The following is a 23,613-nucleotide window of genomic DNA, read 5'->3' as shown; positions in this document are numbered from 1 at the left end:
CTTAAAACTCAAAAAGATAAACTTAGCCACGGATGCGGCGCCAAAAAGGATTAAGAATATTGACAGTTTTCGCCGTACTGTCAATCCCCAAGCGCGGTACGGCGCTGACAGGTCGGAGCAATCCCGCTATCATCCGCGCCTTCCGAACCGTCCAGCGCAGGACCGCACCCTCCATGAGCAAGGCCCTTCTCAAATCGACCGGCGTGGTCAGCGCCATGACCTCGCTGTCCCGCGTCACCGGCTTCATCCGCGACATGGTTTACGCCCAACTGTTCGGTGCCGGAGCCAGCACCGACGCCTTTTTCGTGGCGTTTCGCATTCCCAATTTTCTGCGCCGGCTGTTCGCCGAAGGCGCCTTCTCGCAGGCTTTCGTGCCGGTGTTCTCGGAATACCAGACCCAGCGTTCCCCAGCGGAAATGAAGGAATTGGTGGATCAGGTGACCGGCACGCTGGGCGCGATTCTGTTCGCCATCACCGCCATCGGCGTGCTGGCCGCGCCGCTGCTGATCCTGCTGTTCGCGCCGGGCTTCGCCGTCGATGCCGACAAATACCAATTAACGGTGCAGATGCTGCGCATCACCTTTCCCTACCTGCTGTTCATCTCGCTGACCGCCCTGGCCGGCGGCGTGCTGAACAGTTGCGGCAAGTTCGCCATTCCGGCGATCACTCCGGTGCTGCTTAACCTGACCATGATCGCCGCCGCGCTGGGGTTGGCCCCCCGCATGGCGCAACCGGTGATGGGGCTGGCCTGGGGCGTATTCATCGCCGGCATCGTGCAACTGGGATTTCAAGTGCCTTTCCTGCTGCGGCTGAAACTGCTGCCGCGACCGCGCTGGGGCTGGGCATCCCGGGGCGTGCAGCAGGTACTGAAGCTCATGCTGCCGGCGCTGTTCGGTTCTTCGGTGGCGCAGGTCAACCTGCTGATCGATACCCTGATCGCTTCGTTTCTGGTCTCCGGCAGCGTCAGTTGGTTGTATTACTCCGACCGGCTGGTGGAGTTTCCACTCGGCATTTTCGGCGTGGCGCTGGGCACGGTGATTCTGCCCAAGCTGTCCCGCCAGCACGCCGGCGCCGAGACCGACGGCTTTTCCCAAACGCTGGACTGGGCGCTGCGCTGGGCCTTGCTGATCGGCGTTCCGGCCACGGTGGCGCTGGTCATCCTGGCCGGCCCCATCCTGTCGTCGCTGTTTCAGTACGGCGAGTTCGACGCCCGCGATGTCGCCATGTCGGCCCGCAGCCTGATGGCATTCGCCCTCGGCCTGGTGGCGTTCATGCTGATCAAGGTGCTGGCGCCCGGCTTCTATGCCCGCCAGGACACTCGCAGCCCGGTCAAATACGGCGTCATCGCCATGGTCGCCAATACCGCGATGGTGCTGATTCTGGTCTGGCCGCTGGCTCATGCCGGGCTGGCGCTGGCCACCTCGCTGGCCGCTTTTCTCAACGCCGGCCTGCTGTTTGTTAATCTGCGGCGGCGCGACATCTACCAGCCACGGGCCGGATGGACGACGTTTCTGGCGCAACTGGGCGCCGCCAATCTGGCGATGGGACTGGTGCTATGGTTCGGGGTGGGCGAGCTGGAACAGTGGTTGCGCGCCAGCGCCGGCGCGCGATTGTGGCATCTGAGCTGGCTGGTCGTGGCCGGCGGCGGGACTTATCTGCTGGCGGTGCTGGCGGTGGGGATCAAACCACGACATCTGCTGATGGGACACAGGTAAACGCGCGATAACCGGGCGCTGATTCCGACAAAATCGCTCGGGATTCGGTTATATTTTGGTCGTACTCCCGCACTTCGAGGACGACCGATGCGCATCCTGCTCGTCAAACCCCAAGCTCACCTGAAAACCGTGCTCGGCCTCCAGCGCTTTCAGTGTCTGGAACCCCTGGAATTCGGTTATCTGGCTGCCGCGATTCCCGGGCACCACGAGTTGCGGGTGCTCGACCTGCGGCTGTACCGCTTTGCCGACGCCACCTTCGAACGCGCGCTGACCCGTTTTCGACCCGATCTGGTGGGCTTCACCGCCTACAGCCACGAATCGGGGGCCATGAAGCGACTGGCCGGCACGGTGCGTCGGCGGCTGCCAAAAACCCGCATCGTGGTCGGCGGGCATCACGCCACCGTGGCGCCAGCCGATTGCAACATCCCGGACATCGACTACCTCGTGCGCGGCGAAGGCTGCGCGCCGTTTGGCGCCCTGGTGGCGGCGCTGGACAAAGAAGACGAGCCCGAGGGCATCGCCAATCTGCTATTCACCGGCGACCGTTTCGATCAAACCGCCGCTTCGGTTTGGCCTCGCTATCCCGACCCGAGAACCCTCCCGATCCCGCGCCGCGATCTGTGGGACAGCCGCCCCTACTCCTGCATCTGGGTCCACGAGAATCCCCGCGACTGGCAAGCGCTCTTTCCCCCGGTCGCGATGGCGCGCACCTCCTACGGCTGCAAGATGACCTGCTCGTTCTGCATCGTGCCGTTCCTGAGCGGCACCACCCACATGCCACGACTGGTCGATGTGGTGGCCGAGGATATCGCGCGGATCAAAGTCGATCACGTCTACTTCGCCGACGACGAGAATTTCATCGACGAGCAGTTCGGTTTCGAACTGGCCGAGGCGCTGGAAAAGCGCGGCATCAAGAAACGCTACTTCGCCTGGGCGCGCGCCACCACCATCCTGCGCTACCCGGAACTGCTGCGCCGCTGGAAAGAGATCGGCCTGGACGGGGTGTTCGTCGGCTTCGAGTTCACCACCAACCAGGAATTGAAAGCGACTCACAAGGGCGGCACGGTGGCCCACAACGAGCGCGCCCACGACACCTTGCGCCGACTGGGCATTGCCTGCCACGCCGCGTTCATGGTGCGTCCCGAGTACGGCCACGCCGAGTTTCAGCGCCTGCGCGATTATGTGAACGCCATGTCCCCGGCGCAATACAGTTTCACCGTCTGCACGCCCTCACCCGGCACGCCGGACTACGAAACGGCGCGGCCCGCATTCTGGTGTGGCGACGCCTACGATTTGCACGACTGCATGCATCCGCTCACGCCCACCACCTTGCCGCTGCGTGAGTTCGCCGCGCTGCTGGCCCGCCAGATTCATGAGGCGGGTCGGCGTCATCCGCTGCGGGTCGAGCGCCACTTGACCCGCCCCTGGGAACTGGCCCGGATCGTCAATGCCGACTGGCGTTACCAGCAGGCGTTCCGGGAATTGTATCGCGACTACCCGCGCGAACTGTGGGACTGGCCGGGAGCCGCCAGAATGACCGCCTGACGCCGCGAGGGCGACGAAGCGGACGACGATCCGGCGCCGGTCTCACAACGGGCGCGGGCGCCGATGTGTTAAGAAGCCGGCGATTGTCCCTATAATGGCGTTTTCCGCTCGCAACCCGACCGACCCCACCACTGACGACCAGCATGGAATTGATTCGCGGCCAGCACAATCTTCGGCCCCGCCACCGGGGTTGCGTCGCCACCATCGGCAATTTCGACGGCGTCCATCTTGGTCACCAGACCATCCTCACGCAATTGGCCGAACAAGCCGTGCAACTGCGCTTGCCGCGCCTGGTCATCACTTTCGAACCGCAACCGCAGGAATTCTTCGCCGGCCCCAACACGCCGCCGGCCCGGCTGATGCGGCTGCGGGAAAAACTGCTGGCGCTGGAGGAACTGGGCATCGAGCGGGTGCTGTGCCTGGAATTCGACCACCGGCTGGCGGCCATGCCGGCGGAGGCTTTCATCGACGACCTGCTGGTGAGCCGCCTCGGCATCCGCCATCTGGTGGTCGGCGACGATTTCCGCTTCGGTCACCGCCGCATCGGCGACTTCGCCCTGCTGGTCGCGGCCGGTCAGCGGCACGGTTTCAGCGTCGCCGACAGCCACAGCCACATCCTGGACGGCGAGCGGGTCAGTAGCACCCGCGTTCGCCAGGCGTTGGCGGAGGGCGAGCTGGAGCTGGCGACGCGACTGCTGGGCCGGCCCTACGACCTGTGTGGGCGGGTGGCGCACGGCGACCGCCGCGGCCGCACCATCGGCTTTCCGACCGCCAACATCCACCTGCACCGCCGGGTCACGCCGGTTTCCGGCGTCTACGCCGTGCTGCTCGGCGATCCGGCGCTGCCGCCCTGGCCCGGCATCGCCAACGTCGGCCGCCGCCCCACGGTGGCGGGCGAGCGCGAGCGGCTGGAAGTGCATCTACTCGATTTCCAGGGCGATCTGTACGGCCGGCACGTCAAGGTCGATTTTCTGCATTATCTGCGCCCGGAACAGCGCTTCGAGTCGCTGACCGCCCTGCAAGCGCAAATCCGGCGCGACGAGCAAACCGCCCGAACCTATTTCGCCGAACGGGGCATACCCCTCCCTCCAGCCCCAGCCCCAGCCCCTCTCCCACCGGGAGCAGGGAGCCCCTCACTCCCTCTCCCAAAAGGAGAGGAGCGTTCTCGCACCGGTTTTTAGAGGCTTACCGTGGCTGATTACAAAAATACTCTCAATCTTCCCCAAACCGCTTTTCCGATGAAAGCGGATCTCGCCCGGCGCGAGCCGGATCTGCTGCGCCATTGGCGGGAGCTGAACTTGTATCACCGCCAGCGCGCCGAATTCGCCGGCCGGCCGAAATTCGTGCTGCATGACGGTCCGCCCTACGCCAACGGGGTGATTCACATCGGCCACGCCGTCAACAAGGTGCTCAAGGACATCATCGTCAAAGCTCGCACCCTGAGCGGTTTCGATGCCCCCTACGTGCCAGGTTGGGACTGCCACGGCCTGCCGATCGAGCAGATGGTGGAAAAAAAACTGGGCAAGGTCGGGGTCAAGGTCGATGCCCGCGAATTCCGCGCCGCCTGCCGTACCTTCGCCGCCGAGCAGGTCGCCCATCAAAGCGCCGACTTCCAGCGGCTGGGCGTGCTGGGTGACTGGGAAAATCCGTATCTGACCATGGACTTCCGGGCCGAGGCCGACATCGTGCGGTCGCTGGCGAAAATCGTCGCCAACGGCCACCTGTACCGCGGTTCCAAACCGGTGTACTGGTGCATCGACTGCGGCTCGGCGCTGGCCGAGGCCGAGGTCGAATACGAGGACCGCGACTCGCTGGCCATCGACGTGCGCTTCCCGGTGGCGAACCCCGAGACCTTGCTGGCCCGCCTGCGTCACGTCGAGGGCCACGAAGGCAAGGGACCGCTGTCCGTGGTCATCTGGACCACCACCCCGTGGACGCTGCCCGCCAACCGGGCGGTGGCGCTCAATCCGGGCTTCGAATACGTGCTGGCGCAGGTCGAAACCGACCGGGGTCAAGAGCGCCTGCTCGTCACCGAACCGTTATTGCAAGACTCGCTGGCGCGCTGGCGCATCGACGACTATCAGGTGATCGCCTACGGCTCGGGCGCCGACCTGGAAGGACTGGCGCTGCGCCATCCTTTCTACGACCGCGACGTGCCGATCATTCTCGGCGATCACGTCACTACCGAGGCTGGTACCGGCGCGGTGCATACCGCTCCCGCCCACGGCCAGGAGGACTACGTGGTCGGCTCCCGTTACGGTCTGCCAGTGGACAACCCGGTCGGCCCGGACGGCAAGTTTCTGCCCGATACCCCGCTGTTCGCCGGCCTGCATGTGTTCGCCGCCAACGAGCGGGTGATCGATGTCCTTAAGGCGCACGGCATGTTGCTGCGCGCCGCCCGACTGACCCACAGCTACCCGCATTGCTGGCGGCACAAAACCCCGATCATTTTCCGCGCCACCCCGCAGTGGTTCATCGGCATGGATCAACACGGGCTGCGCGCCCGCGCGCTGAGTGAGATCGAGAAGGTGCGTTTCACCCCGGACTGGGGCAAGGCGCGGATTCAGGGCATGGTGACCAACCGCCCCGACTGGTGCGTATCCCGCCAGCGCTCCTGGGGGGTGCCGATCACCCTGTTCGCCCACAAAAAAACCGGCGAATTGCATCCGAACACCCAGGCCCTGATGGAGCAGGTGGCGCAACGCATCGAGCAGGGCGGCATCGACGCCTGGTTCGCACTCGATCCGGTCGAACTGCTGGGCACGGAAGCGGCCGAGTACGACAAGGTCCCCGATACCCTGGATGTCTGGTTCGATTCCGGCACCACCCACCTCTCGGTGCTGGAGCGCCGCCCGGAACTGCACTTCCCCGCCGAACTGTACCTGGAAGGCTCCGACCAGCATCGCGGCTGGTTTCAGTCCTCGCTGCTGGCCTCGGTGGCGATGCGCGGCGTGGCGCCCTACAAGGGCCTGCTGACCCACGGCTTCACCGTGGACGCCCAGGGTCGCAAGATGTCGAAGTCGCTGGGTAATGTGGTCGCGCCGCAAAAAGTGGTCAATTCGCTGGGCGCCGACGTGCTGCGGCTGTGGGCGGCGGCGACCGACTATCGCGGCGAGATGAACGTCTCCGACGAAATTCTCAAGCGCATGGCCGACTCCTACCGGCGAATGCGCAACACCGCTCGTTTTCTGTTGGCCAATCTCAACGGCTTCGATCCCGCGCAACATCGTTTGCCACCGGAGCAAATGCTGGCGCTGGATCGCTGGGCGGTGGACCGCACCCGCCGTTTACAGGACGAGATCCTGGAGGCTTACGACCAATACCTGTTCCATCTGATCTACCAGAAGATTCACAACTTCTGCTCGGTGGACATGGGCAGTCTGTATCTGGACATCATCAAGGACCGCCAGTACACCACCCAGCGCGACAGCATCGCCCGTCGCTCGGCGCAAACCGCCCTGTACCACATCGTCGAAGCGATGACGCGCTGGCTGGCCCCGATTCTCAGCTTCACCGCCGAGGAAATCTGGCGGAACCTGCCGGGCGAGCGCGGTCCGTCGGTGTTCCTGACCACCTGGTACGAGGGGCTGTTCGCGGTCGATGAGGCCGAAGCGCTCAACGCGGCCTACTGGGACCGCTTGGTCGCGGTGCGCGAACTGGTGGGCAAGAAACTGGAGCGGTTACGGATCGAAGGCGGCATCGGTTCGGGGCTGGACGCCGAAGTGGAGCTGTACTGCGATGGCGAACTGGCGGCGGATTTACGCCAGATCGAGGACGAACTGCGGTTTTTCCTCATCACCTCCCAAGCCCGGGTGCGACCGTTGGCCGAAGCGCCGGGCGATGCGGAACCGGCCTCGTGCAACGGTCAGCCGCTGGTGATCCAGGTCGTACCCAGCATCGAGGATAAATGCGGGCGCTGCTGGCACCATCGTGCCGATGTCGGTCATTATCCCGAGCATCCGACGTTATGCGGACGCTGCGTGGACAATATCGCTGGCGACGGTGAAACGCGGCGTTACGCCTGATGGCCGCATCGCGCTGGTGCTGGTGGTTGAGCGGGTCGGTGATCGTGCTGGATCAGCTCAGCAAATTGCTCGCCGAAACGCTGCTGACCTTTCATCAGCCGGTACCGATATTGCCTTCGTTCAACCTGCTGTTGACCTATAACACCGGCGCCGCCTTCAGCTTCCTGGCTGGCGCCGGCGGCTGGCAGCGCTGGTTCTTCCTGGGGCTGGGGTCGCTGGTTAGCATCGGACTGATCGTCTGGCTGCGGCGGCTTCAGCCGACGGAAAAACGGCTGGCCACGGCGCTGGCGCTGATTCTGGGCGGGGCGATCGGCAACCTGATCGACCGCGCCTGGCTGGGCCAAGTGATCGATTTCATCCAAATCTACTACCAACGCTGGTACTGGCCGGCTTTCAATATCGCCGATTCGGCCATTACCGTCGGCGCGGTGCTGCTGGTGCTGGACAGTCTTTGGTCCGGCAAACCCGGCGATCGGAACACGCCGGCTGACGGCGCCTGACGGCGTGGCCGACTTGCGGGAGACCTGCATGAGCGTACACATCCACTTGGCCAACCCGCGCGGTTTCTGCGCCGGCGTGGACCGGGCCATCGGCATCGTCGAGCGGGCGCTGGAACTGTTCGGCGCGCCGATCTACGTCCGCCATGAGGTGGTGCACAACCGCTTCGTGGTGGACGATCTGCGCCGCCGTGGCGCGGTGTTCGTCGATGAACTGGACGAAGTGCCCCAAGACGCCACCGTGATTTTCAGCGCCCACGGCGTCTCGCAAACCGTGCGGGAGGAAGCGGCGCGGCGCGGCCTCAAAGTGTTCGACGCGACCTGTCCGCTGGTGACCAAGGTCCACATGGAAGTCGCCCGCCACGGCAACCTCGGCCATGAGGTGGTGCTAATCGGTCACGCCGGTCATCCGGAGGTCGAGGGCACCATGGGCCAGTACGATGAAGCTCAAGGCGGGCGGATGTATCTGGTGGAAATGGTCGAGGACGTGCACGCCTTGAGCGTGCGCAATCCCGCCGAACTGGCCTACGTCACCCAGACCACGCTGTCGGTGGACGACACGGCGCGAATCGTCGCTGCCCTGCGCGAGCGGTTTCCGGCTATCCAGGGGCCGCGCAAGGACGACATCTGCTACGCCACTCAGAACCGCCAGGACGCGGTGAAGGAACTGTCGGGCCACTGCGAGCTATTGCTGGTGGTCGGCTCCCGCAGCAGCTCCAATTCCAACCGGCTGCGGGAGCTGGCGGAAAAACAGGGCACGCCGGCCTACCTGATCGACGGCCCCGAGGACATCGATCCGGTGTGGCTGGCGGACAAAACGGCCATCGGCGTAACGGCCGGTGCCTCGGCGCCCGAAGTGCTGGTGCGGCAGGTGATCGCCCGCCTGCGGGATCTGGGGGCGACGGCGATCAGCGAAAGTGCTGGCCGCGCCGAAAATGTGATTTTCGCCCTACCCAGGGAGTTACGCTAAAGCACCGGTCGGGCCACCGCTTCCGGGCGGCTCACCAGGCGCGATTGCTCCAGGAGGGAAACCCTTAGCCACGCGGGTCTTGTCGCCATGAAAGTGCTAATCGTCGATGATGAACCGCCGGCCCGCGACCGGCTGCGGGAGTTGCTCGGCCGGCTGCCCGATCACGAACCCTGCGGTGAAGCCGGCAACGGCGCGGACGCCTTGCGGCTCGCCGCCAGCCTGCAACCCGACATCGTCCTGCTGGACATCCAAATGCCCGGCCTGGACGGTCTGGAAACCGCCCGGCGGTTGGCGGCGCTGCCCCAACCGCCCGCGCTCATCTTCGTCACGGCCTACAGCGAACACGCGCTGGATGCCTTCGATACCCATGCGGTTGCCTACCTGCTCAAACCGGTCCGGCTGGAGCGACTCGAACAGGCGCTGGCCAGTGCCGCCCGACTCAACCGAGCGCAACTGGCCAGCCTGACCGCGGAACGCGAGGGGACGGGGCGTACCCACATCCGCGCCCGGATCGGCCAGCGGCTGGAACTGATTCCATTGGCTGATGTGTATTATTTTCAGGCCGACCAGAAATACGTCAGGGTCCACCACCGCCAAGGCGAGGCGTTGATTGAGGAGACGCTGAAAACGCTGGAACGGGAACTGGGAACCCGACTGGTGCGGGCGCACCGCAACGCGCTGGCGATGGTGACGCAAATCGCCGGGCTGGAAAAAACCGCCGACGAGAGCGTGCAACTGGTTTTTCACGAAATTCCCGACCGGCTGGAAGTCAGCCGCCGCCACCTGCCAGCCCTCCGGCAATGCCTGAAGCTTCTCTAAGCCGGGCGAATCGAGCCTTGTATGTCGGATTTGGGTGGGCTATAGTTCCTGCCCCAAAAAATTTCGCCGGGATAGCTCAGCCGGTAGAGCAACTGATTCGTAATCAGTAGGTCCGCGGTTCGATTCCGCGTTCCGGCACCATATAAAAAAGGCTTACCAGAATACAGGTAAGCCTTTGTTCTTTATGGCTAGCAGAATGGCTAGCAGAGTTGGGTATGCTAGCAGCTGGTCGATCTTACCGGTGCCGGGTTTACGTCCGCCGGGGTTGCCGGATTGCCCAGTTTGCCATTTCATTCTGCTTTTCTCCTGACTTGTACGGGATCGCCACAATCAGAGGCCCTCCACCTCCATGCCGTGTTCCGCCAGCCAGCGCTTGCGATGCTCGAAGTCGGGCAAAGCACGCTCAACACGCCGCCAGAATTCGGGAGTGTGATGCGGTTCGTGGAGGTGAGCCAACTCATGCACCACTACATATTCGGCGATGCGGGCCGGCAATAAAATCGCTTTCCAATGGAAGTACAGCCAACCGTCCTTGCCGCAGGAGCCCCAGCGGTAGCCAAGCTCTTGTACCTTCACCCCTACCGGTGTGACTTCCATGCGGGCGGCGTAATCCCGAACCTTGCGCCAGAGCCAGTCCTGACCTTTCTTGCTGTACCAGCGGATCAGCGTTTGGCGGCCTGTGTCGGCCAGCTCGCGGCGCAGACAAAAGCGGCCGTTGAATAGCTTGATCGGCTCGGTTTGCCCATCCATCAGCTTGAGGCGGTAACTGCGGCCCAGGTACAGAAAACCTTCGCCATTGACGAAGGCTTTGGGTGGCACCGCTTTTTGCAGTTGCTCTTTCTCGGCCAGCCGAGTGTAAATCCAGACGCGCTTTTCCCGCACGAAAGCACACAAGGTGGCTTCATCCACCTCGGGTGGCGCGGCTAGCACCAGTTCGCCGCCCCGATCCACGGTGATCTCCAGCGTCTTGCGCCGGGCGCTGCGGCGCACCTCGAAGCGCAGGTCATCCACTTGCAGGGCGTTCATGCCTGCATCAACCGGTGATGATTGGCGCGAGCCAGTTCCATCAGTTTATCCACCAGTGCTTCCATCTGACCCATTTCAATCAACCCAGACGCAATCAGACGCTCGAAAATCGCGCATTGCAGCGCATCCTGGGCCGGTTTCTTGTTCGGCTTCCAAAAAGTCTCGGTCAGTTCGCTGGCGATATGGTCCACGATCTCCACGGTTACATCCACCAGCCGCTTGCGGGTGGTCTCGTCCGGCGCGGTATTGCCGACGGCGGTTTCCATCACCAGGCGCAGGAAGGGCGGATAGTGGTCGGGCAGGTCCGGCACGCTGCCGTCTTGCGCCGCTTGGCCGGTTCGCAACTCGTCGATGATCTGTTGCAGCGCGGCGAGCAGCGCATCCCACTGCTCGTTGAGCTGGTCCAGGATGTCCTTGAGGCGTTCGCTGAGTTTGCGGTAGAGCACCGGGTCTTCGTCCAGGTGCTGGCGGATGTGAGAACGGACAGCGTGCTCCATTTCCGACGCCTTGGCGCGGTTGTTGGCCTGGCGCGTGACGTGGGCATCGAAATGGGCGTCAGTCAGCGAAATCGGCGGAATCTTCGGGTCGATGCCGAGGGAGATGACATGATCGTCGATGAGTTTTCTCACCTTGACGCCTATGTCCTTGCCCAGCACCGGCATGTCCTTGTAGCGGTTGCGGGCGCGGGCGTGGATGAAGGCCAACCGCTTGGCGTCCTTGGTGAACGGCAGTCCATCCGGGCGCGGTAGCACCAAATCGAGCGAATCCAGGAACGGCTTGAGCTTGACGGTGAACTCGGCGCGCAGCTTGTCATCGGCCAGCAGTGCCACGCAGGTTTCGGTATCGTCCAGCGCCTCGATCCCTCGACTGCGAAACACGTTCAGCACTCGCGCATGACGGTCTCGCAGGATCGGTACTTCGTCCTTCAGGTTTTGTAGCGCGCCCCGCACGTCTTCATCGCTGTACGCGGCCAACGCTTCCTTCAGGTGGCGGGCCACCCCGTAACGCGATGTTCGACTTTTTCGAGGAGAGATGAGGGCAGACCGATGCGGCATGACGGTGCGAGCTAAGCTGAGAGGAACCAACCACCTCAACCGCACGGAGAGACCGCCATGCCGCTTGAAGACTTTATCATCACGGTGTTTTGCTGGGTAGAAGAACACCTGGAAGCCCTGCTGGGGGATCATCGCTTGCGCCAGCGTGGTTTTGCCCCGAAGTTGGCGGACAGCGAAGTGATCACCATGGAGGTGGTGGGTGAGTTTCTGGGTTTGGATACCGATGTGGGCATCTGGAAGTATTTCCGTCGTCATTGGCCGTCGTGGTTTCCAAGACTCGGATCGCGAACCACGTTTGCCCAGCAAGCGGCCAATCTCTGGGTCGTCAAACAGCGGCTGCATCGGCATCTGCTGATCGACTTGGGGGCGGTGACGGACCCTATTCACCTCGTCGATGGCTGCCCCATGCCGGTGTGTATGCTGACCCGTGCCCCGCAATGCCGATGTTTTCCCGAGGCGGCCGGCTTCGGCTATTGCGCGGCAAAAAAGCAGTATTATTATGGACTTCATGGTCACTTGATGATCACATTCGATGGCGTGATCACGGCGTGGACGGTGACCCCCGCCGCCGGTGATGAACGCGAAGCGCTTTGGGATTTGACGGACGGCGTTCACGGCTTGGTCATTGGCGACAAGGGATACCTGAGCGCCTGTCTTCAGGCGGAACTGGCAACCACGGGGATCGATTTGCAAACCCCCTTGCGGGCGAACATGGCCGATTCCCGTGCGCCTTGGATCATCCAACAACTGACGAGAACCCGCCGCCTCGTGGAAACCGTCATCGGTCAACTGACCGAGCAGTTTCATTTTGAGAAAATCCGGGCGCGGGATGTTTGGCACTTGACGAGTCGGATCGCCCGAAAAATCTTGGCGCACACCTTGGGTATTTTCATGAACCGGCAAATCGGTCGGTCAGACCTGCAGTTTGAGAGCCTGATCGCCTGAAAAGTCGAACATCGCGTCCCGTAGTAATCCACCACGATGCCGGCTCGCTTGCCGAAGCCGGGGCGGTTGACGCGGGCGATGGCCTGCAACAACTCGGCTTCGCGGATCGGGCGATCCAGATACATCACGCCCTCGATGGGTGCGTCGAAGCCGGTCAACAGCATCGACTTCACGATCAGAAACGCCAGCGGGTCGATTTTGGTCGGGTCGGCGTGAAACAACGGTCTTCTGAAGCGCTTGATGCGCAGTTCCTGGGCCGCACCGTCCGTCCAGGATTTCCACGCCGAGTCGTCGTTGTTGCCGCCCGAGATGACCGGCGCGAACTCAATGGTTCGCAGCGATTCGCGGTAGCGCCACGCCTGCACCCGCGCCTGTATGGGGAGCGGACGCCGGCACAGGGCCTCGTCGTCCAACGCTTTATCTTCCGGCGGCAAGGCCTCGGCCTCGGTCAATAATTCAGCGCGGGCAGCTTCCAAGGCGTCGAAATAGCGCATGACGGCCAGCCGGCTGTAGGCCACCAGTTGTGCCTTGTAGCCGTTGGGCAGAATGTAGGTCACGTAGTGGCGCAGGATGTCGCGGGCCTTGGCGGCAATCAGCGCCGGCGCCTCGAAAATCTGGCCTCGGGTGGCGTATTTCCGCTTGATCGCTTCCAATTCTTCCGGGCCGCATTCCCGAAACAGGTCTTCGAACAGTTCGTCCAGGCTGGCGCCATCCTTGACCGCGCCCCGGGTGGTGCGGCCTTCGTAGAGCACCGGCACGGTCGCGCCGTCGCGTTCGGACTCCTGGAGGGTATAGCGGTCGATGAACTCGCCGAAGATTTCGTGGGTGCGTTTCTTTTCGCCCATGATGATCGGCGTACCGGTGAAGCCGATCTTGGCGGCATTGGGGATGCCGGCCATCAAGTAGGCATGGAGGTCGTTGCCGTGGCTGCGGTGCGCTTCGTCCACCAGCACCAGGATGGCGTCGTCGCCGTTCAAGACCGCCGAGAGCGGGGCGACATAGCTTGGCGGGGCGGGTTCCGCCGCTTTCCGCGCGGGAGTGGCTTGAGGTTCTCCCGCCAGATCGTTCGCACGGTACTTCTGGATCATGGCGAACACCAGTCCCGGTCCCTGGCGGCGCACCAACGTTTTCAATTGGTCGGCGCTGGTCGCCACCTCCACCGGCTCGCCGGTCAGGTCGGCGGTGGCGGCAAGCTGCGCCTGCAAGTCCTTGCGGTCGGTAACCACGATGACTTTGAAGCGTCGCAAATCCGGCTGGGTGCGCAGCTTCTTGACCAGAAACACCATCGACAGGCTCTTGCCCGAGCCTTGGGTGTGCCAAATGATGCCGCCCCGGCGGTCGTGTTCACCGTCCTGGGCGCGGGTTTTGCCGGTGCGCAAGCGGGCGAGCGCCTGGTTCACCGCGCGAAACTGCGGGTAGCGGCAGACCGCCTTGATGGTTTGTCCGCCCACCGCCATGAACAGCGTGAAGTGGCGGATAATGTCGAGCAGATTGGACGGGTCCAGCATCCCGGCGATGGTGCGTTCCTGTTCGGAGAGCGCGGTTTTGCCGAGACGGGCCGCGACTTCGGCTTCGGTATGCGGGACGACGGTTTTCCAGGTGGCGAAATGCTCGAACAACCCGCCGATACAGCCCACCCGCGTCTGGTCGAAGCTGGAGGCGATCAGCAACTGATTGGTGTGGAACAACGGTTCGTTGCCCTCGTTGTCCTGGACCTCGAAATTGGCCCGGCGCTGGTTGCTGTAGCGGCGCAGTTGATCCACCGCTGCCGCGAGCGGCTCTTGCACCGCCGGGCTTTTGCACTCCACCACCACCAGCGGGATGCCGTTCACCAGCAACACCAGATCGGGGACGATGAACGCCTTGCCGCTGTTGTAGCCCGGCGGGCAATCGACCCGATATTGGTTGATGACGGTGAATTGGTTGCGGTTGGGATGCGCCCAGTCGAGGTATTGGAGGGTTTGGCCGCGCCCACTGTCCCAGTCCGGCCGACCGTCCACGGTGATGCCCTTGAGCAGCAGGTCGGTGGCGATCCGGTTGGCTTCCATCAATTTGGCCGCGCCGATGCGGGTGAGGGCGCTCACCGCTTGGGAAATTCGTTCGTCGTCCAGCCAGGGCCGGCCGTCGCGGGTGTTGAGTTCCGCCAGCTTGGCGCGGAGCACGCTTTCCTGTACCACTTGGGCAAAGCGGGCGCGTCCTGTTATGGCCGGGTCGTCGATGTCGCCTTCGATGTGTCGCCAGCCCATGCCGACCAGTTGCGCCACAAAGGGTTTTTCGACTTCGCTCAGTTCCCAGCCCATCGAGATGTCCTCCCTACACTGCTTTCATTGTGGCTTTTGGCATGTATGGCGGGTTTGTACGTAATCTCCATAACTCATCCATAACTCATCCATAACTCATCCATAACTCATCCATAACTCATCCATAACTCATCCATAACTCATCCATAACTCATCCATAACTCATCCATAACTCATCCATAACTCATCCATAACTCATCCATAACCACCCATAACCACCCATAACCACCCATAAGCGATTTATATAGCCCGCAGTCATCAAGCCCCCGCCGTCCAATCAGGCGTTTCCAGCAGCAGATAGCGTGGTTATCCGTTGCTGACCTGCTTTGTTCTTGCGCAATCTGGTCATTGTACAGGACAAAATCATCTAACCAAATGAATTTACGTTAAAATTCTGCCGGGTGGCGTATTGGTTAGAGGTAGAAAACAGCGATTTTGAGGGCTCGATCCCAACCGTTTAAAGAGCGACTCCAGTGCCTGATGAAAAGCGTATTGCCGGGCGGATTCTTGGTGATGAAATAAACAACTTCTCAAATAATCTAATCCATAGCGAAAAAGACTTTGGGTGGGACGGCCATGTTTTTTGATCTTGATCGGTTTAATTTCATGGCGCCATTCACCAATAATATGCGCCCAACTAAATGCAATAGCGAGAAAAGCCATCCACTTTTCAAGTCGCTGGGGGTCAGTTATATGGGTGGATTCCAGATCGAATCCCCGAGTTTTTAAGCAAATGAAAAGCGTTTCGATCGGCCAGCGTTCCTTATAATTTTCCAACGCGGTTTCCGGTTGTTCTTGCGTTGCGAGAATAACGAATTCACCGTTGGCCATTTTCAGACCAATCACATAAAGAGAGTGCCCCCACACGGTTCGTTGGCCCGATAAAACCAGAGCGCTGCCACGGGGGTAACTCTTCACACCCCTCCCGGTAATGGCTAACTTCCCCTCGGGGAGTAGGTATGGAAAACTAGAGTCCAGCCCCACGATCAACCGCCATGCACCTCAGCCCACATAGCCTGCGCCAATTAGACCACGCCTACCTGGATTCGCTGGGGAGGCCGAGGTGCGTGCGCTGTCGGGCAAGCTGCTGGACGATTTGAAGGAGGCGCTGGACCGGTTGAATCAGGGACCGGACAACAGTTCGCGGCCGCCGAGCAGTCGGGCGCCGTGGGACCGACCGGGTGACGGGCCGGAATCGGATGCCGCCGATGCGGCGGACGAGGGACCCGAGTCGGCACCGGCAGACGCGAAGCCGGTGCCGGCGGAACCGCCGTCGGCCGAGGCGAAACCGGCGGACGCGAAACCCGCCCGTAAACCGGGTAAGCAGCCGGGGGCGCCGGGGATCGGCCGGACTCAGGTGTTCCAGGCGAATGCCGAACAGGCCCATTACCCCGACACCTGCGCCGGTTGTGGCCGGCCGCTGGACCCAGTGGGTGCGGTGGCCTACACCGGGTTTCAGGCGGTCGACCTGCACTGGGGCGATCCGGCGCGGCCGGGGTTGACGCTGTGGGTCGTGGACCATCGCTATGACGAAGCCCCCTGCGCCTGTGGCCATCGGACCCGGGCGGTAGCCGGCCAGGGCGTGGTGGACCCACTGCTGGCGGGGATTGAACTCAGCGAATGGCGGCTGGTGGGGCCGGGGTTGGCGGCGCTGATCGTGGCACTGGCTTTCCGGTTCCGGCTGTCGCGGGCGCGGATTCGCGAATTCCTGGACGAGTGGCTGGGCCTGAAGCTCAGTACCGGCACGATCCATCGGACGCTCCACGAAGCCGGCGCGGCCGTGGCGCCGGCGGAAGACGAACTCGTCCAGGCGGTTCTGGACAGCCATCTGCTGCACGCCGACGAAACCTCCTGGCCCGAACACGGCCGGCCGCTGTGGCTGTGGGTGTTTGTCGCGGCGACCGCGACCCTGTACTACGTGGCCGGGCGCGGCAAGGAGCGGGTCGAGAACGTGCTGGACGGCTTTAGCGGCTGGCTGATGAGCGATGGCTGGATGGCCTACCGCAACCACCCGCGCCGGTTACGCTGTTGGGCACACCTGATTCGCAAGGCGCGGGGCTTGGCCGAGAGTGGCGACCGCGAGGCCCGTGTCTTTGGCCGGTTCGTGCTGGAGACCTTGGAGGCGCTGATGGCGGCGGTCTACGCGGCCCGCGAAGGTCCGCCGCCGGTCGCGCCGCCGACCCAACACATGATGGTACTGGCCGCGTTGCGCGCGGCCTGCGAACGGCGCCAGGGTCACGCCCACGCCAAAACCCACGCCTTGGCGGTGGAGTTGCTCAACGACTGGGAAGCCATCTTCCAGGTGCTGAGTCATCCCGAACTGCCACTGACCAACAATGTAGCAGAGCGGGCACTACGCCATTGGGTGATCGCGCGCAAGATCAGTCACGGTACCCGCACCCCGGTGGGTTCGCGGGTCTTCGCTCTGCTCGCCAGCGTCATCGATACCTGCCGCCAGCGCGGCCACTCCCCTTGGCGCACTCTCGAACGCGCCATCGCCGACCGCCGCGCCGGACTGCCTCTCGCCCCCTTGCCCCGGTAGAGGGGGGAGAACGGCTACCCACGGGGTAGGCCTCGAAAAAGATTTTCGGCGGAGACGGGGACCCCTCGGGAGTTAGAGATTTGCGTATTCTTTTTGATGCGTATTACGAATTTAATTTGATTTTCAATAAGATAACCAAACCATTGAATCCCAATAAACTCGCGATCCGCAAACAAGCAGGCGATCATTTGCGGGCCGAAAATCGTAAGGAATCGATTCATTAATGCTATTCTTTCTTGGGTATTTGAGTTGCCTTTTTTATCTAAAGCAACCCATAGTATAGGAAAAGCAGATCCGCGATAGACGACTCCTAAAACAAGGTAATTGATATTGACATCACCATATTTCCAATTGGTTCTATCGAGTGTCAATTTGAACTGAAGCACAGGAATGAGACTGGCAATGAACCGGGCGACTTGATTCAGGTCTAGAGAAAATTGACAAAAAAGTCGTTGAAGGCGTTTGTAATGAGAGGCCGGTTGCGCACGCCCAGGAAAGGTGACAGCAATCTTTGCGAGATTGACCGTTCCCATCTGGATGATTCCGATAATTAAATAGACGATGCAAGAGATACGCGCTCGGTTCCAGTGAAAATGATGATGAAGCATTTCTGCAAAGTGCCGGGTATTAAAAAAGGGGAATTCACGGAATTAACCTCGCCTGTTTTAGAATTAATGTTATCAATCAATTAGTTATGATAACAGCAACCTCGCGATCCTACTACCCTCAAAATAGCTGTTATTTTTTATCTTAATTTTCAGCAAGTTATTTTTGTCCTGTACAATACAATCTGGTATTCAACTTCTTCCAGCCGCGCCGTCAGGCTGCCACGGTCGAGCATTTCTTCTTCCGGGGTGTCGGCAATCATGCGCTGGAGTGCGTTGCGCTCGCCGACAAGGTGCAAAGCACCTTGTCGGTTCATTCGGATTTCCCTTCGAGTTCTTTGGACGCTGATGTTTCGTCGGAAAGCAGCGCCGTAACGCGCACCCGGCCAGTGAGAAGGTCATCCATGAGGGCGGATTTTTGCTTATGTAGCTTCCGTAATTTCCGGTTTTCTTCAGTGAGTCGCCGATTAGCAGCGTTAACCTGCCGTGCAATCTCATCCTGCTCCTCGATAGAGGATCGCCCAATTACCAGTTCACTAAGAATGCTTGTATTCAGATTAGCCATTGTAGAACCGACAGCTCGGCCCATTACTTGAGTCTGGAGATGTGGTTGCTGATAAACAAGCGCTAACCAGTAACCATTGATTTCTTTCGGCGAAAAGCGAGCTAATAGGCAGCCTGTACCACAGAGCCATCCATTTTTTTCGGTAGAGATGGCTACGCAACGCGAAAGGTCACCCCGACGAGAGAGGACAATATCGTTTTCTTTTACACGATGACGGCCCAATACATTGGCCTTGCGCTCAGAGATTCGAGCAATTTGTGCTTCTGATCTCACGGTTCGCTTAAGCGAAGATCGACTTTTGAGAATTGAAAGTGTCAGGTAATATGGACATCTGGTAGGCGTTCCGCAGCCCCTCACCGATGACAGGGAGCGCGGTGCAGACCGGAACTAACCCATTAAATCGCTTGGGCTCCTCACCTAACGGTCATGTCGTTGGGGAACGTCGCCCCGGACGATGAAAGTCGGTACTTTCATGGCAACCCGCCGCCAGCGGGCCATAACGATCACCGGTCCCCCGAATGCTGGACGAGATCATCCGCCTGATTAAAGTCGAACGCGTCGACGACCTCCCGGTCGTGTTGGCCCAAGTCTACCAGATGCAACTTCCAGCCCTGCTCGATCGATTCTATCCGACCCATGGCCACTGGAAGGGCGACTTGAGTTTGGGCGACGTGGTGGCGGTGTGGCTGACCTTCATCGTCTCGGAGGGCGATCACTGCCTGTCTCATGTCCAGCCTTGGGTGGAGGCGCACCTCGATACCTTGACGGTGTGTTTGGGCAAGCCGGTACGCCCGCTGGATCTGAGCGATGATCGGTTGGCCAACATCTTGGATCGGTTAGCTGACGCCGCGACCTGGGCCGAGTTGGAAACCGCGCTGAACGGGACGGTGCTGCGGGTTTATGAGGTGGGCGGCGACCGGGTACGGCTCGACAGCACCTCGGCCAAAACCTATGCCGGGGTCAGTGAGGGGGGCTGTTTCAGTTCGGGCATAGTCAAGATCATCGGCCGGACTTGCCGCAAGTCAAGATCAGCCTGTCGGTGCTCGACGCTCTGGGCTTGCCGTTGACGACCACCGTGGTGAGTGGGAACGGCGCGGATGACCCCTTGTACGTGCCCGAGCTTCAGCGGGTCCAGGCCACCTTGGGGCTGGCGGCAAGACCTACATCGGCGACGGCAAAATGGGGTTTCTGGCGACCCGGGCCTGGATCGCCCGGAGTGGCGACTATTATTTGTGCCCCCCTGGGGGTAAGCAAATGCCGGAGGACACCCTGGACGCCCTGCTGGCGCCGGTGTTCGGCGGCGCCCAGCCCCTGGAGCCGGTCTACGAGCCGGACCCGGACCCGGACCCCACCACCCCACCCCGGCTGATCGCCGAGGGTTATACGGTGGTGGTTGACTTGGCGGCTACGGTGGAGGGCCGGCCGGTGACGTGGCGGGAACGGCGGCTGGTGGTGCGGTCGGTGGCCCAGGCGACCCGGCAGGCCCAGGCGCTTGACGCCCGCCTGCAGCGGGCGGTAGCAGACATTCACCGCCTCAACGAGCGCAAACAAGGCAAGAAAATTCTGGAAGCTCCCGCGCTGAGCGCCACCGCCGAGCAGATTCTGGCCGAGCAGCGGGTGGTGGGCCTGATCCATCTCGACCTCGAGACCACCACGCAAGTGATTCCCCAGCGCCGCTATGGCGCGCGTCCGGCCACCTGCCGGGTGCAGCACCAGAGCACGATTCGGGCGCGGATCGACCCGCTGGCCGTCGCGGCGGCCCGGCAGCGGCTGGGCTGGCGGGTCTACGCCACCAACCACGCGACCCTGACGGTCGAGACCGCCGTCCACGCCTATCGGGGGCAGTATCTGATCGAACGGAGTTTTGGCCGTCTCAAAGGCCGGGCGCTGGCGATCACGCCCTTGTTCCTGCAAACCGATGCGCGGGTGGAGGGCTTAATCCGCCTGTTGAGCTTGGCCTTGCGCGTGTTGGTTCTGGTCGAATTCGTGGCGCGCCGGTGCCTGGCCACCACCCCGGAGCCGATCGCCGGCCTCTATCCGGGGCAGCCCGACCGGGCTACGGCGTCGCCCACCGCCGAATCGCTGTTGCGCGCCTTTCGGGGCATCAGCTTGAGCGTCGTGGCGATCGCCGGCCAGGTCCGCGCGCTGCTGTCGCCGCTCAGCGCTCTGCAGCACCGCATACTCACACTGCTCGGCTGGTCGGCAGAAATCTACGAGCGACTGATGGCGCATTTTCTAAAACCAGCCCTCGTTTTGAGCGAACCGTGAGCTTGAAAGAACCGAAAAGGCAAATTCGATTTACTCTAATCCAGACAATGACCCACGCGGGCCATGGCTACCGGGAGATCCATACGCGAACAAGCCTTACTCAAGAGGTCAATATTCGATTCAAGGGCCTACAGGTCGAACATTCTCGCCACCGCCCGGTAGGTTCTGGCGAGTGTCAGAAGAAAAGCTGTGGGAGTTGGACGCCGATGGTCGAGTGTGGTGGGGGCCAACTGGTGCGGCAAGACCAAGCATTAAGCGCTACCTCTCTGAAGTGGGGAACTTGGTGCCAAGGACAATTTGGTCCAAAGACGATGTTGGTAGTAATCGAACATCCAAGAACGAGATGCGTATATTGTTTCCCGGCGCAAGCTCCTTTGACACGCCAAAACCAGAGAAGCTAATTGAACAGCTACTGAATATCGCCACCAACCCCAACGATCTCGTCCTCGACTCCTTCGCCGGTTCCGGCACCACCGGCGCTGTCGCCCACAAGATGGGTCGGCGCTGGATCATGGTAGAACTGGGCGAGCACTGCCATACCCACATCATTCCGCGCCTGCAAAAAGTCATCGACGGCGAAGACCAAGGCGGCATCAGCAAAGCCGTGAACTGGCAAGGCGGCGGCGGCTTCCGCTACTACCGCCTCGCGCCCTCGCTGCTGGAAAAGGACAAGTGGGGCAACTGGGTCATTCATCACGACTACAACGCAGCCATGCTGGCCGAGGCGCTGTGCAAGCTGGAAGGCTTCACCTACGCACCTTCGGATGCGGTGTATTGGCAGCACGGCCATTCCACCGAGCGCGATTTCGTCTATGTGACTACCGCCAGCCTGACCCATGAGCAATTGCAGCAGCTCGCCGACGAAGTGGGGCCGGATCGCACGCTGCTGGTGCTCTGCCCCGCCTTCCGCGCCAAGGCCGATGCCTACCCCAATCTCACGGTGAAGAAGATTCCCAAGCAGGTGCTGTCGCGCTGCGAATGGGGGCACGACGATTACTCCTTGCGAGTGGAAAACCTGCCCAAAGAGCCGCCCAAACCCGGCCAGCAGGGGCTTTTTGACGGCGAGGGGGCACAATGAACCGCCATGTGAATGCCATTGCCGGCCGCCTGAGCCTGCGCCACCCACAGCGCCGCTCACTGGAGATTCTCGACCGCATTACGGAGATTGCGCCGCCTGGCAAGGGTGCCGATGTCGCGGCCATGCTGGAAGCCATCCGCAACGAGTTTCCCTCGGTGACGGACTTCGAGCGCGATTTTCCCTCGCTGTGTTTCGCGCTCGCCACCGGCGTCGGCAAGACGCGGCTGATGGGCGCTTTCATCAGCTATCTGCATCTGGCGCACGGCATCGACAACTTCTTCGTGCTGGCGCCCAACCTGACCATCTACAACAAGCTGATCGCCGACTTTAGCGACCGCAATCATCCCAAGTACGTGTTCCGGGGCATCGCCGAATTCGCCATCGACGCGCCCTCGATCATCACCGGCGACAACTACGACCAGCACGACCCGCGTAGCGGCACGCTGTTCGGCGGCGTGCGGATCAACATCTTCAACATCTCCAAGATCAATTCCGAAGTGCGCGGTGGCAAGTCACCGCGCATCAAGCGGCTTTCGGAATACATCGGTGAAAGTTATACCGATTACTAATAGATTTTACTACTTTAGTGCAGATAAAATAAAATCAAAACTGGTCAAAGAAACCACTTCGCTTGGGAGAAGCGATTGAATGAGTTCATCCACTTTTTTACGTAGTTCATCTAGGGTTTTTAAATTGATCCAACACAATTGATCTTTCATTGATTGCCAAACACGCTCAATGGGGTTCACATCGGGACTGTAAGGCGGTTGGAATAATAAGACGACATTATCGGGGATTACAAGTTTTTTGGCATAATGAAAGCGACCGTTATCCAATTGAATTACGTTGAGGCTGTGCGGATAAGTTTTAGAAAATTCATTCAAAAACCACTGAAAGCAATCAGCATCCAAATGGGAAAATTCTAAAAAGAAGTTTTCGCCACTCAGTGGCTCAATGGCACCATAGAGCCAAAATGATTGAAAGGTCCATTGAACTGGACCAACTGGCTTAATCCCCAATGCGGTGATGACCCGCCGGGTGATCGTTTTTAATCCAAAGCGACTTTCATCTTGGCACCAATACCGTAAAGGCCGGACCGCTTCATTTTCAACTTGCTGAAAAATATCAATTAATTCAAGTTGTCGTGGAAGTTTTTTTAAAAAGAAACCACCGCCTCTTCATGGCGATGAACGCTCGTTGGCCGCGCCACTTTAAGTTTTGCTTTGAGTTGATAACGAACGACTTGATGCACTGTTGAATAAGGAATATCGACCTCGTATTCCTGGAGAAGCCACTGCTGGATTTGTCCGTAACTATGAAATCCATGAGTCGGATCGTCCAGACGGCGCTGGAGTGCCTCTCTCATAGCTTCGGTAATTCTCGAACGACGGCCGCCATGATAATTCCACTGCAACAGCCCGATTAAGCCTTGGGTACGATATACTTTGAGCCACTTGACAATGACGGATTTCGATCGCCCTAAATGATCGGCTAACTCTTGTAAAGAATGAAAAATCTCACTTTTAATCCAATATAGAATTTGTAATCGCTCTCGAAACTTGGCGTGAGTTTGTTCATTCATTATGCGCTTTAGTTCTTCGGAGGATTCGTGGATTTCGACTTGTAATGAGCGGCTCATGACTGGATCAATAAAAGTA

Annotated in this window: 17 protein-coding genes, 1 tRNA gene and 4 pseudogenes; 14 read left to right on the top strand and 8 right to left on the bottom strand. The window is 60.8% G+C overall.

The window, feature by feature from the left end; all coding sequences use genetic code 11:
- The first annotated feature begins 173 nt into the window (after nucleotides 1-173).
- The 8 genes from murJ (at nucleotide 174) to IPM89_09680 (ending at nucleotide 9,712) form a co-directional block, all read left to right on the top strand.
- Nucleotides 174-1,715 carry a murein biosynthesis integral membrane protein MurJ gene (murJ, locus tag IPM89_09715; protein QQS53190.1) on the top strand — a complete coding sequence of 514 codons (1,542 nt, stop codon included), beginning with the start codon at nucleotides 174-176 and terminating at the stop codon, nucleotides 1,713-1,715.
- Nucleotides 1,716-1,802: 87 nt separating this feature from the next.
- Nucleotides 1,803-3,260, top strand: coding sequence for a cobalamin-dependent protein (locus IPM89_09710; GenBank protein QQS53189.1), 1,458 nt, complete (start codon nucleotides 1,803-1,805; stop codon nucleotides 3,258-3,260).
- 143 nt (nucleotides 3,261-3,403) lie between these two features.
- Entirely contained in the window at nucleotides 3,404-4,441 is a 1,038-nt protein-coding gene (gene ribF / locus IPM89_09705; GenBank protein QQS53188.1) for a bifunctional riboflavin kinase/FAD synthetase, read from the top strand.
- 9 nt (nucleotides 4,442-4,450) lie between these two features.
- Nucleotides 4,451-7,285, top strand: coding sequence for an isoleucine--tRNA ligase (gene ileS / locus IPM89_09700; protein ID QQS53187.1), 2,835 nt, complete (start codon nucleotides 4,451-4,453; stop codon nucleotides 7,283-7,285).
- Entirely contained in the window at nucleotides 7,285-7,785 is a 501-nt protein-coding gene (locus tag IPM89_09695) for a lipoprotein signal peptidase (protein ID QQS53186.1), read from the top strand. The genes ileS and IPM89_09695 overlap by 1 nt, the downstream gene beginning before the upstream one ends.
- A 28-nt stretch (nucleotides 7,786-7,813) precedes the next feature.
- On the top strand, nucleotides 7,814-8,752 hold the full coding sequence (ispH, locus tag IPM89_09690; protein QQS53185.1) for a 4-hydroxy-3-methylbut-2-enyl diphosphate reductase: 939 nt from the start codon (nucleotides 7,814-7,816) through the stop codon (nucleotides 8,750-8,752).
- An 87-nt stretch (nucleotides 8,753-8,839) separates the two neighbouring features.
- Nucleotides 8,840-9,571, top strand: a complete 732-nt coding sequence (locus IPM89_09685) for a response regulator transcription factor (GenBank protein QQS53184.1) — start codon at nucleotides 8,840-8,842, stop codon at nucleotides 9,569-9,571.
- Nucleotides 9,572-9,636: 65 nt separating this feature from the next.
- Nucleotides 9,637-9,712: transfer RNA gene (locus IPM89_09680), tRNA-Thr, on the top strand.
- A 189-nt stretch (nucleotides 9,713-9,901) separates the two neighbouring features.
- Here IPM89_09680 and IPM89_09675 read toward each other — a convergent pair.
- Both IPM89_09675 and IPM89_09670 read right to left on the bottom strand, forming a co-directional pair.
- Nucleotides 9,902-10,597, bottom strand: a complete 696-nt coding sequence (locus tag IPM89_09675) for a M48 family metallopeptidase (GenBank protein ID QQS53183.1) — start codon at nucleotides 10,595-10,597, stop codon at nucleotides 9,902-9,904.
- Nucleotides 10,598-11,214: 617 nt separating this feature from the next.
- A pseudogene (locus tag IPM89_09670) lies at nucleotides 11,215-11,601 on the bottom strand (restriction endonuclease subunit R).
- A 108-nt stretch (nucleotides 11,602-11,709) separates the two neighbouring features.
- Between IPM89_09670 and IPM89_09665 the strand changes: the two are divergent.
- A complete protein-coding gene (locus tag IPM89_09665) occupies nucleotides 11,710-12,597 on the top strand; it encodes an IS982 family transposase (protein QQS53182.1) in 888 nt (295 codons plus the stop codon).
- A 17-nt stretch (nucleotides 12,598-12,614) separates the two neighbouring features.
- Here IPM89_09665 and IPM89_09660 read toward each other — a convergent pair.
- A pseudogene (locus IPM89_09660) lies at nucleotides 12,615-14,897 on the bottom strand (type I restriction endonuclease subunit R).
- 381 nt (nucleotides 14,898-15,278) lie between these two features.
- A complete protein-coding gene (locus IPM89_09655; protein ID QQS53181.1) occupies nucleotides 15,279-15,815 on the bottom strand; it encodes a transposase in 537 nt (178 codons plus the stop codon).
- A 337-nt stretch (nucleotides 15,816-16,152) separates the two neighbouring features.
- On the opposite strand from IPM89_09655, the gene IPM89_09650 reads away from it, so the two are divergent.
- Nucleotides 16,153-17,439: an IS66 family transposase gene (locus IPM89_09650; GenBank protein QQS55862.1), complete on the top strand. Its 1,287-nt coding sequence runs from the start codon at nucleotides 16,153-16,155 to the stop codon at nucleotides 17,437-17,439.
- A 14-nt stretch (nucleotides 17,440-17,453) separates the two neighbouring features.
- On the opposite strand, the gene IPM89_09645 is transcribed toward IPM89_09650, so the two are convergent.
- The 3 genes from IPM89_09645 to IPM89_09635 form a co-directional block, all read right to left on the bottom strand.
- Entirely contained in the window at nucleotides 17,454-18,047 is a 594-nt protein-coding gene (locus tag IPM89_09645; protein ID QQS53180.1) for a transposase, read from the bottom strand.
- A 149-nt stretch (nucleotides 18,048-18,196) separates the two neighbouring features.
- Nucleotides 18,197-18,361 (bottom strand): hypothetical protein, encoded by a 165-nt coding sequence (locus IPM89_09640; GenBank protein QQS53179.1) that lies wholly within the window; start codon nucleotides 18,359-18,361, stop codon nucleotides 18,197-18,199.
- Nucleotides 18,358-18,882: a restriction endonuclease subunit S gene (locus tag IPM89_09635; protein ID QQS53178.1), complete on the bottom strand. Its 525-nt coding sequence runs from the start codon at nucleotides 18,880-18,882 to the stop codon at nucleotides 18,358-18,360. The genes IPM89_09640 and IPM89_09635 overlap by 4 nt, the downstream gene beginning before the upstream one ends.
- A gap of 245 nt (nucleotides 18,883-19,127) precedes the next feature.
- Here IPM89_09635 and IPM89_09630 point away from each other — a divergent pair, with 245 nt between their 5' ends.
- The 4 genes and pseudogenes from IPM89_09630 to IPM89_09615 all read left to right on the top strand — a co-directional run bounded on the left by IPM89_09630 (nucleotide 19,128) and on the right by IPM89_09615 (nucleotide 22,521).
- Entirely contained in the window at nucleotides 19,128-19,676 is a 549-nt protein-coding gene (locus IPM89_09630) for a DUF4277 domain-containing protein (protein QQS53177.1), read from the top strand.
- 187 nt (nucleotides 19,677-19,863) lie between these two features.
- Nucleotides 19,864-20,877 (top strand): transposase, encoded by a 1,014-nt coding sequence (locus IPM89_09625; protein ID QQS53176.1) that lies wholly within the window; start codon nucleotides 19,864-19,866, stop codon nucleotides 20,875-20,877.
- A 28-nt stretch (nucleotides 20,878-20,905) separates the two neighbouring features.
- Nucleotides 20,906-21,955, top strand: a complete 1,050-nt coding sequence (locus IPM89_09620; GenBank protein QQS55861.1) for a site-specific DNA-methyltransferase — start codon at nucleotides 20,906-20,908, stop codon at nucleotides 21,953-21,955.
- Nucleotides 21,952-22,521 (top strand): annotated as a pseudogene (locus IPM89_09615) (DEAD/DEAH box helicase family protein). The gene IPM89_09620 and the pseudogene IPM89_09615 overlap by 4 nt, the downstream one beginning before the upstream one ends.
- A gap of 12 nt (nucleotides 22,522-22,533) precedes the next feature.
- On the opposite strand, the pseudogene IPM89_09610 reads toward IPM89_09615, so the two are convergent.
- Nucleotides 22,534-23,594: pseudogene (locus IPM89_09610) on the bottom strand (IS630 family transposase).
- Nucleotides 23,595-23,613: the final 19 nt, after the last annotated feature.

The sequence above is a fragment of the Candidatus Competibacteraceae bacterium genome, assembly GCA_016699715.1.
GTDB lineage: Bacteria > Pseudomonadota > Gammaproteobacteria > Competibacterales > Competibacteraceae > Competibacter.
The sequence above is the reverse complement of the archived record's forward strand: the minus strand, read 5'-3'. Positions and strand labels throughout refer to the sequence as shown.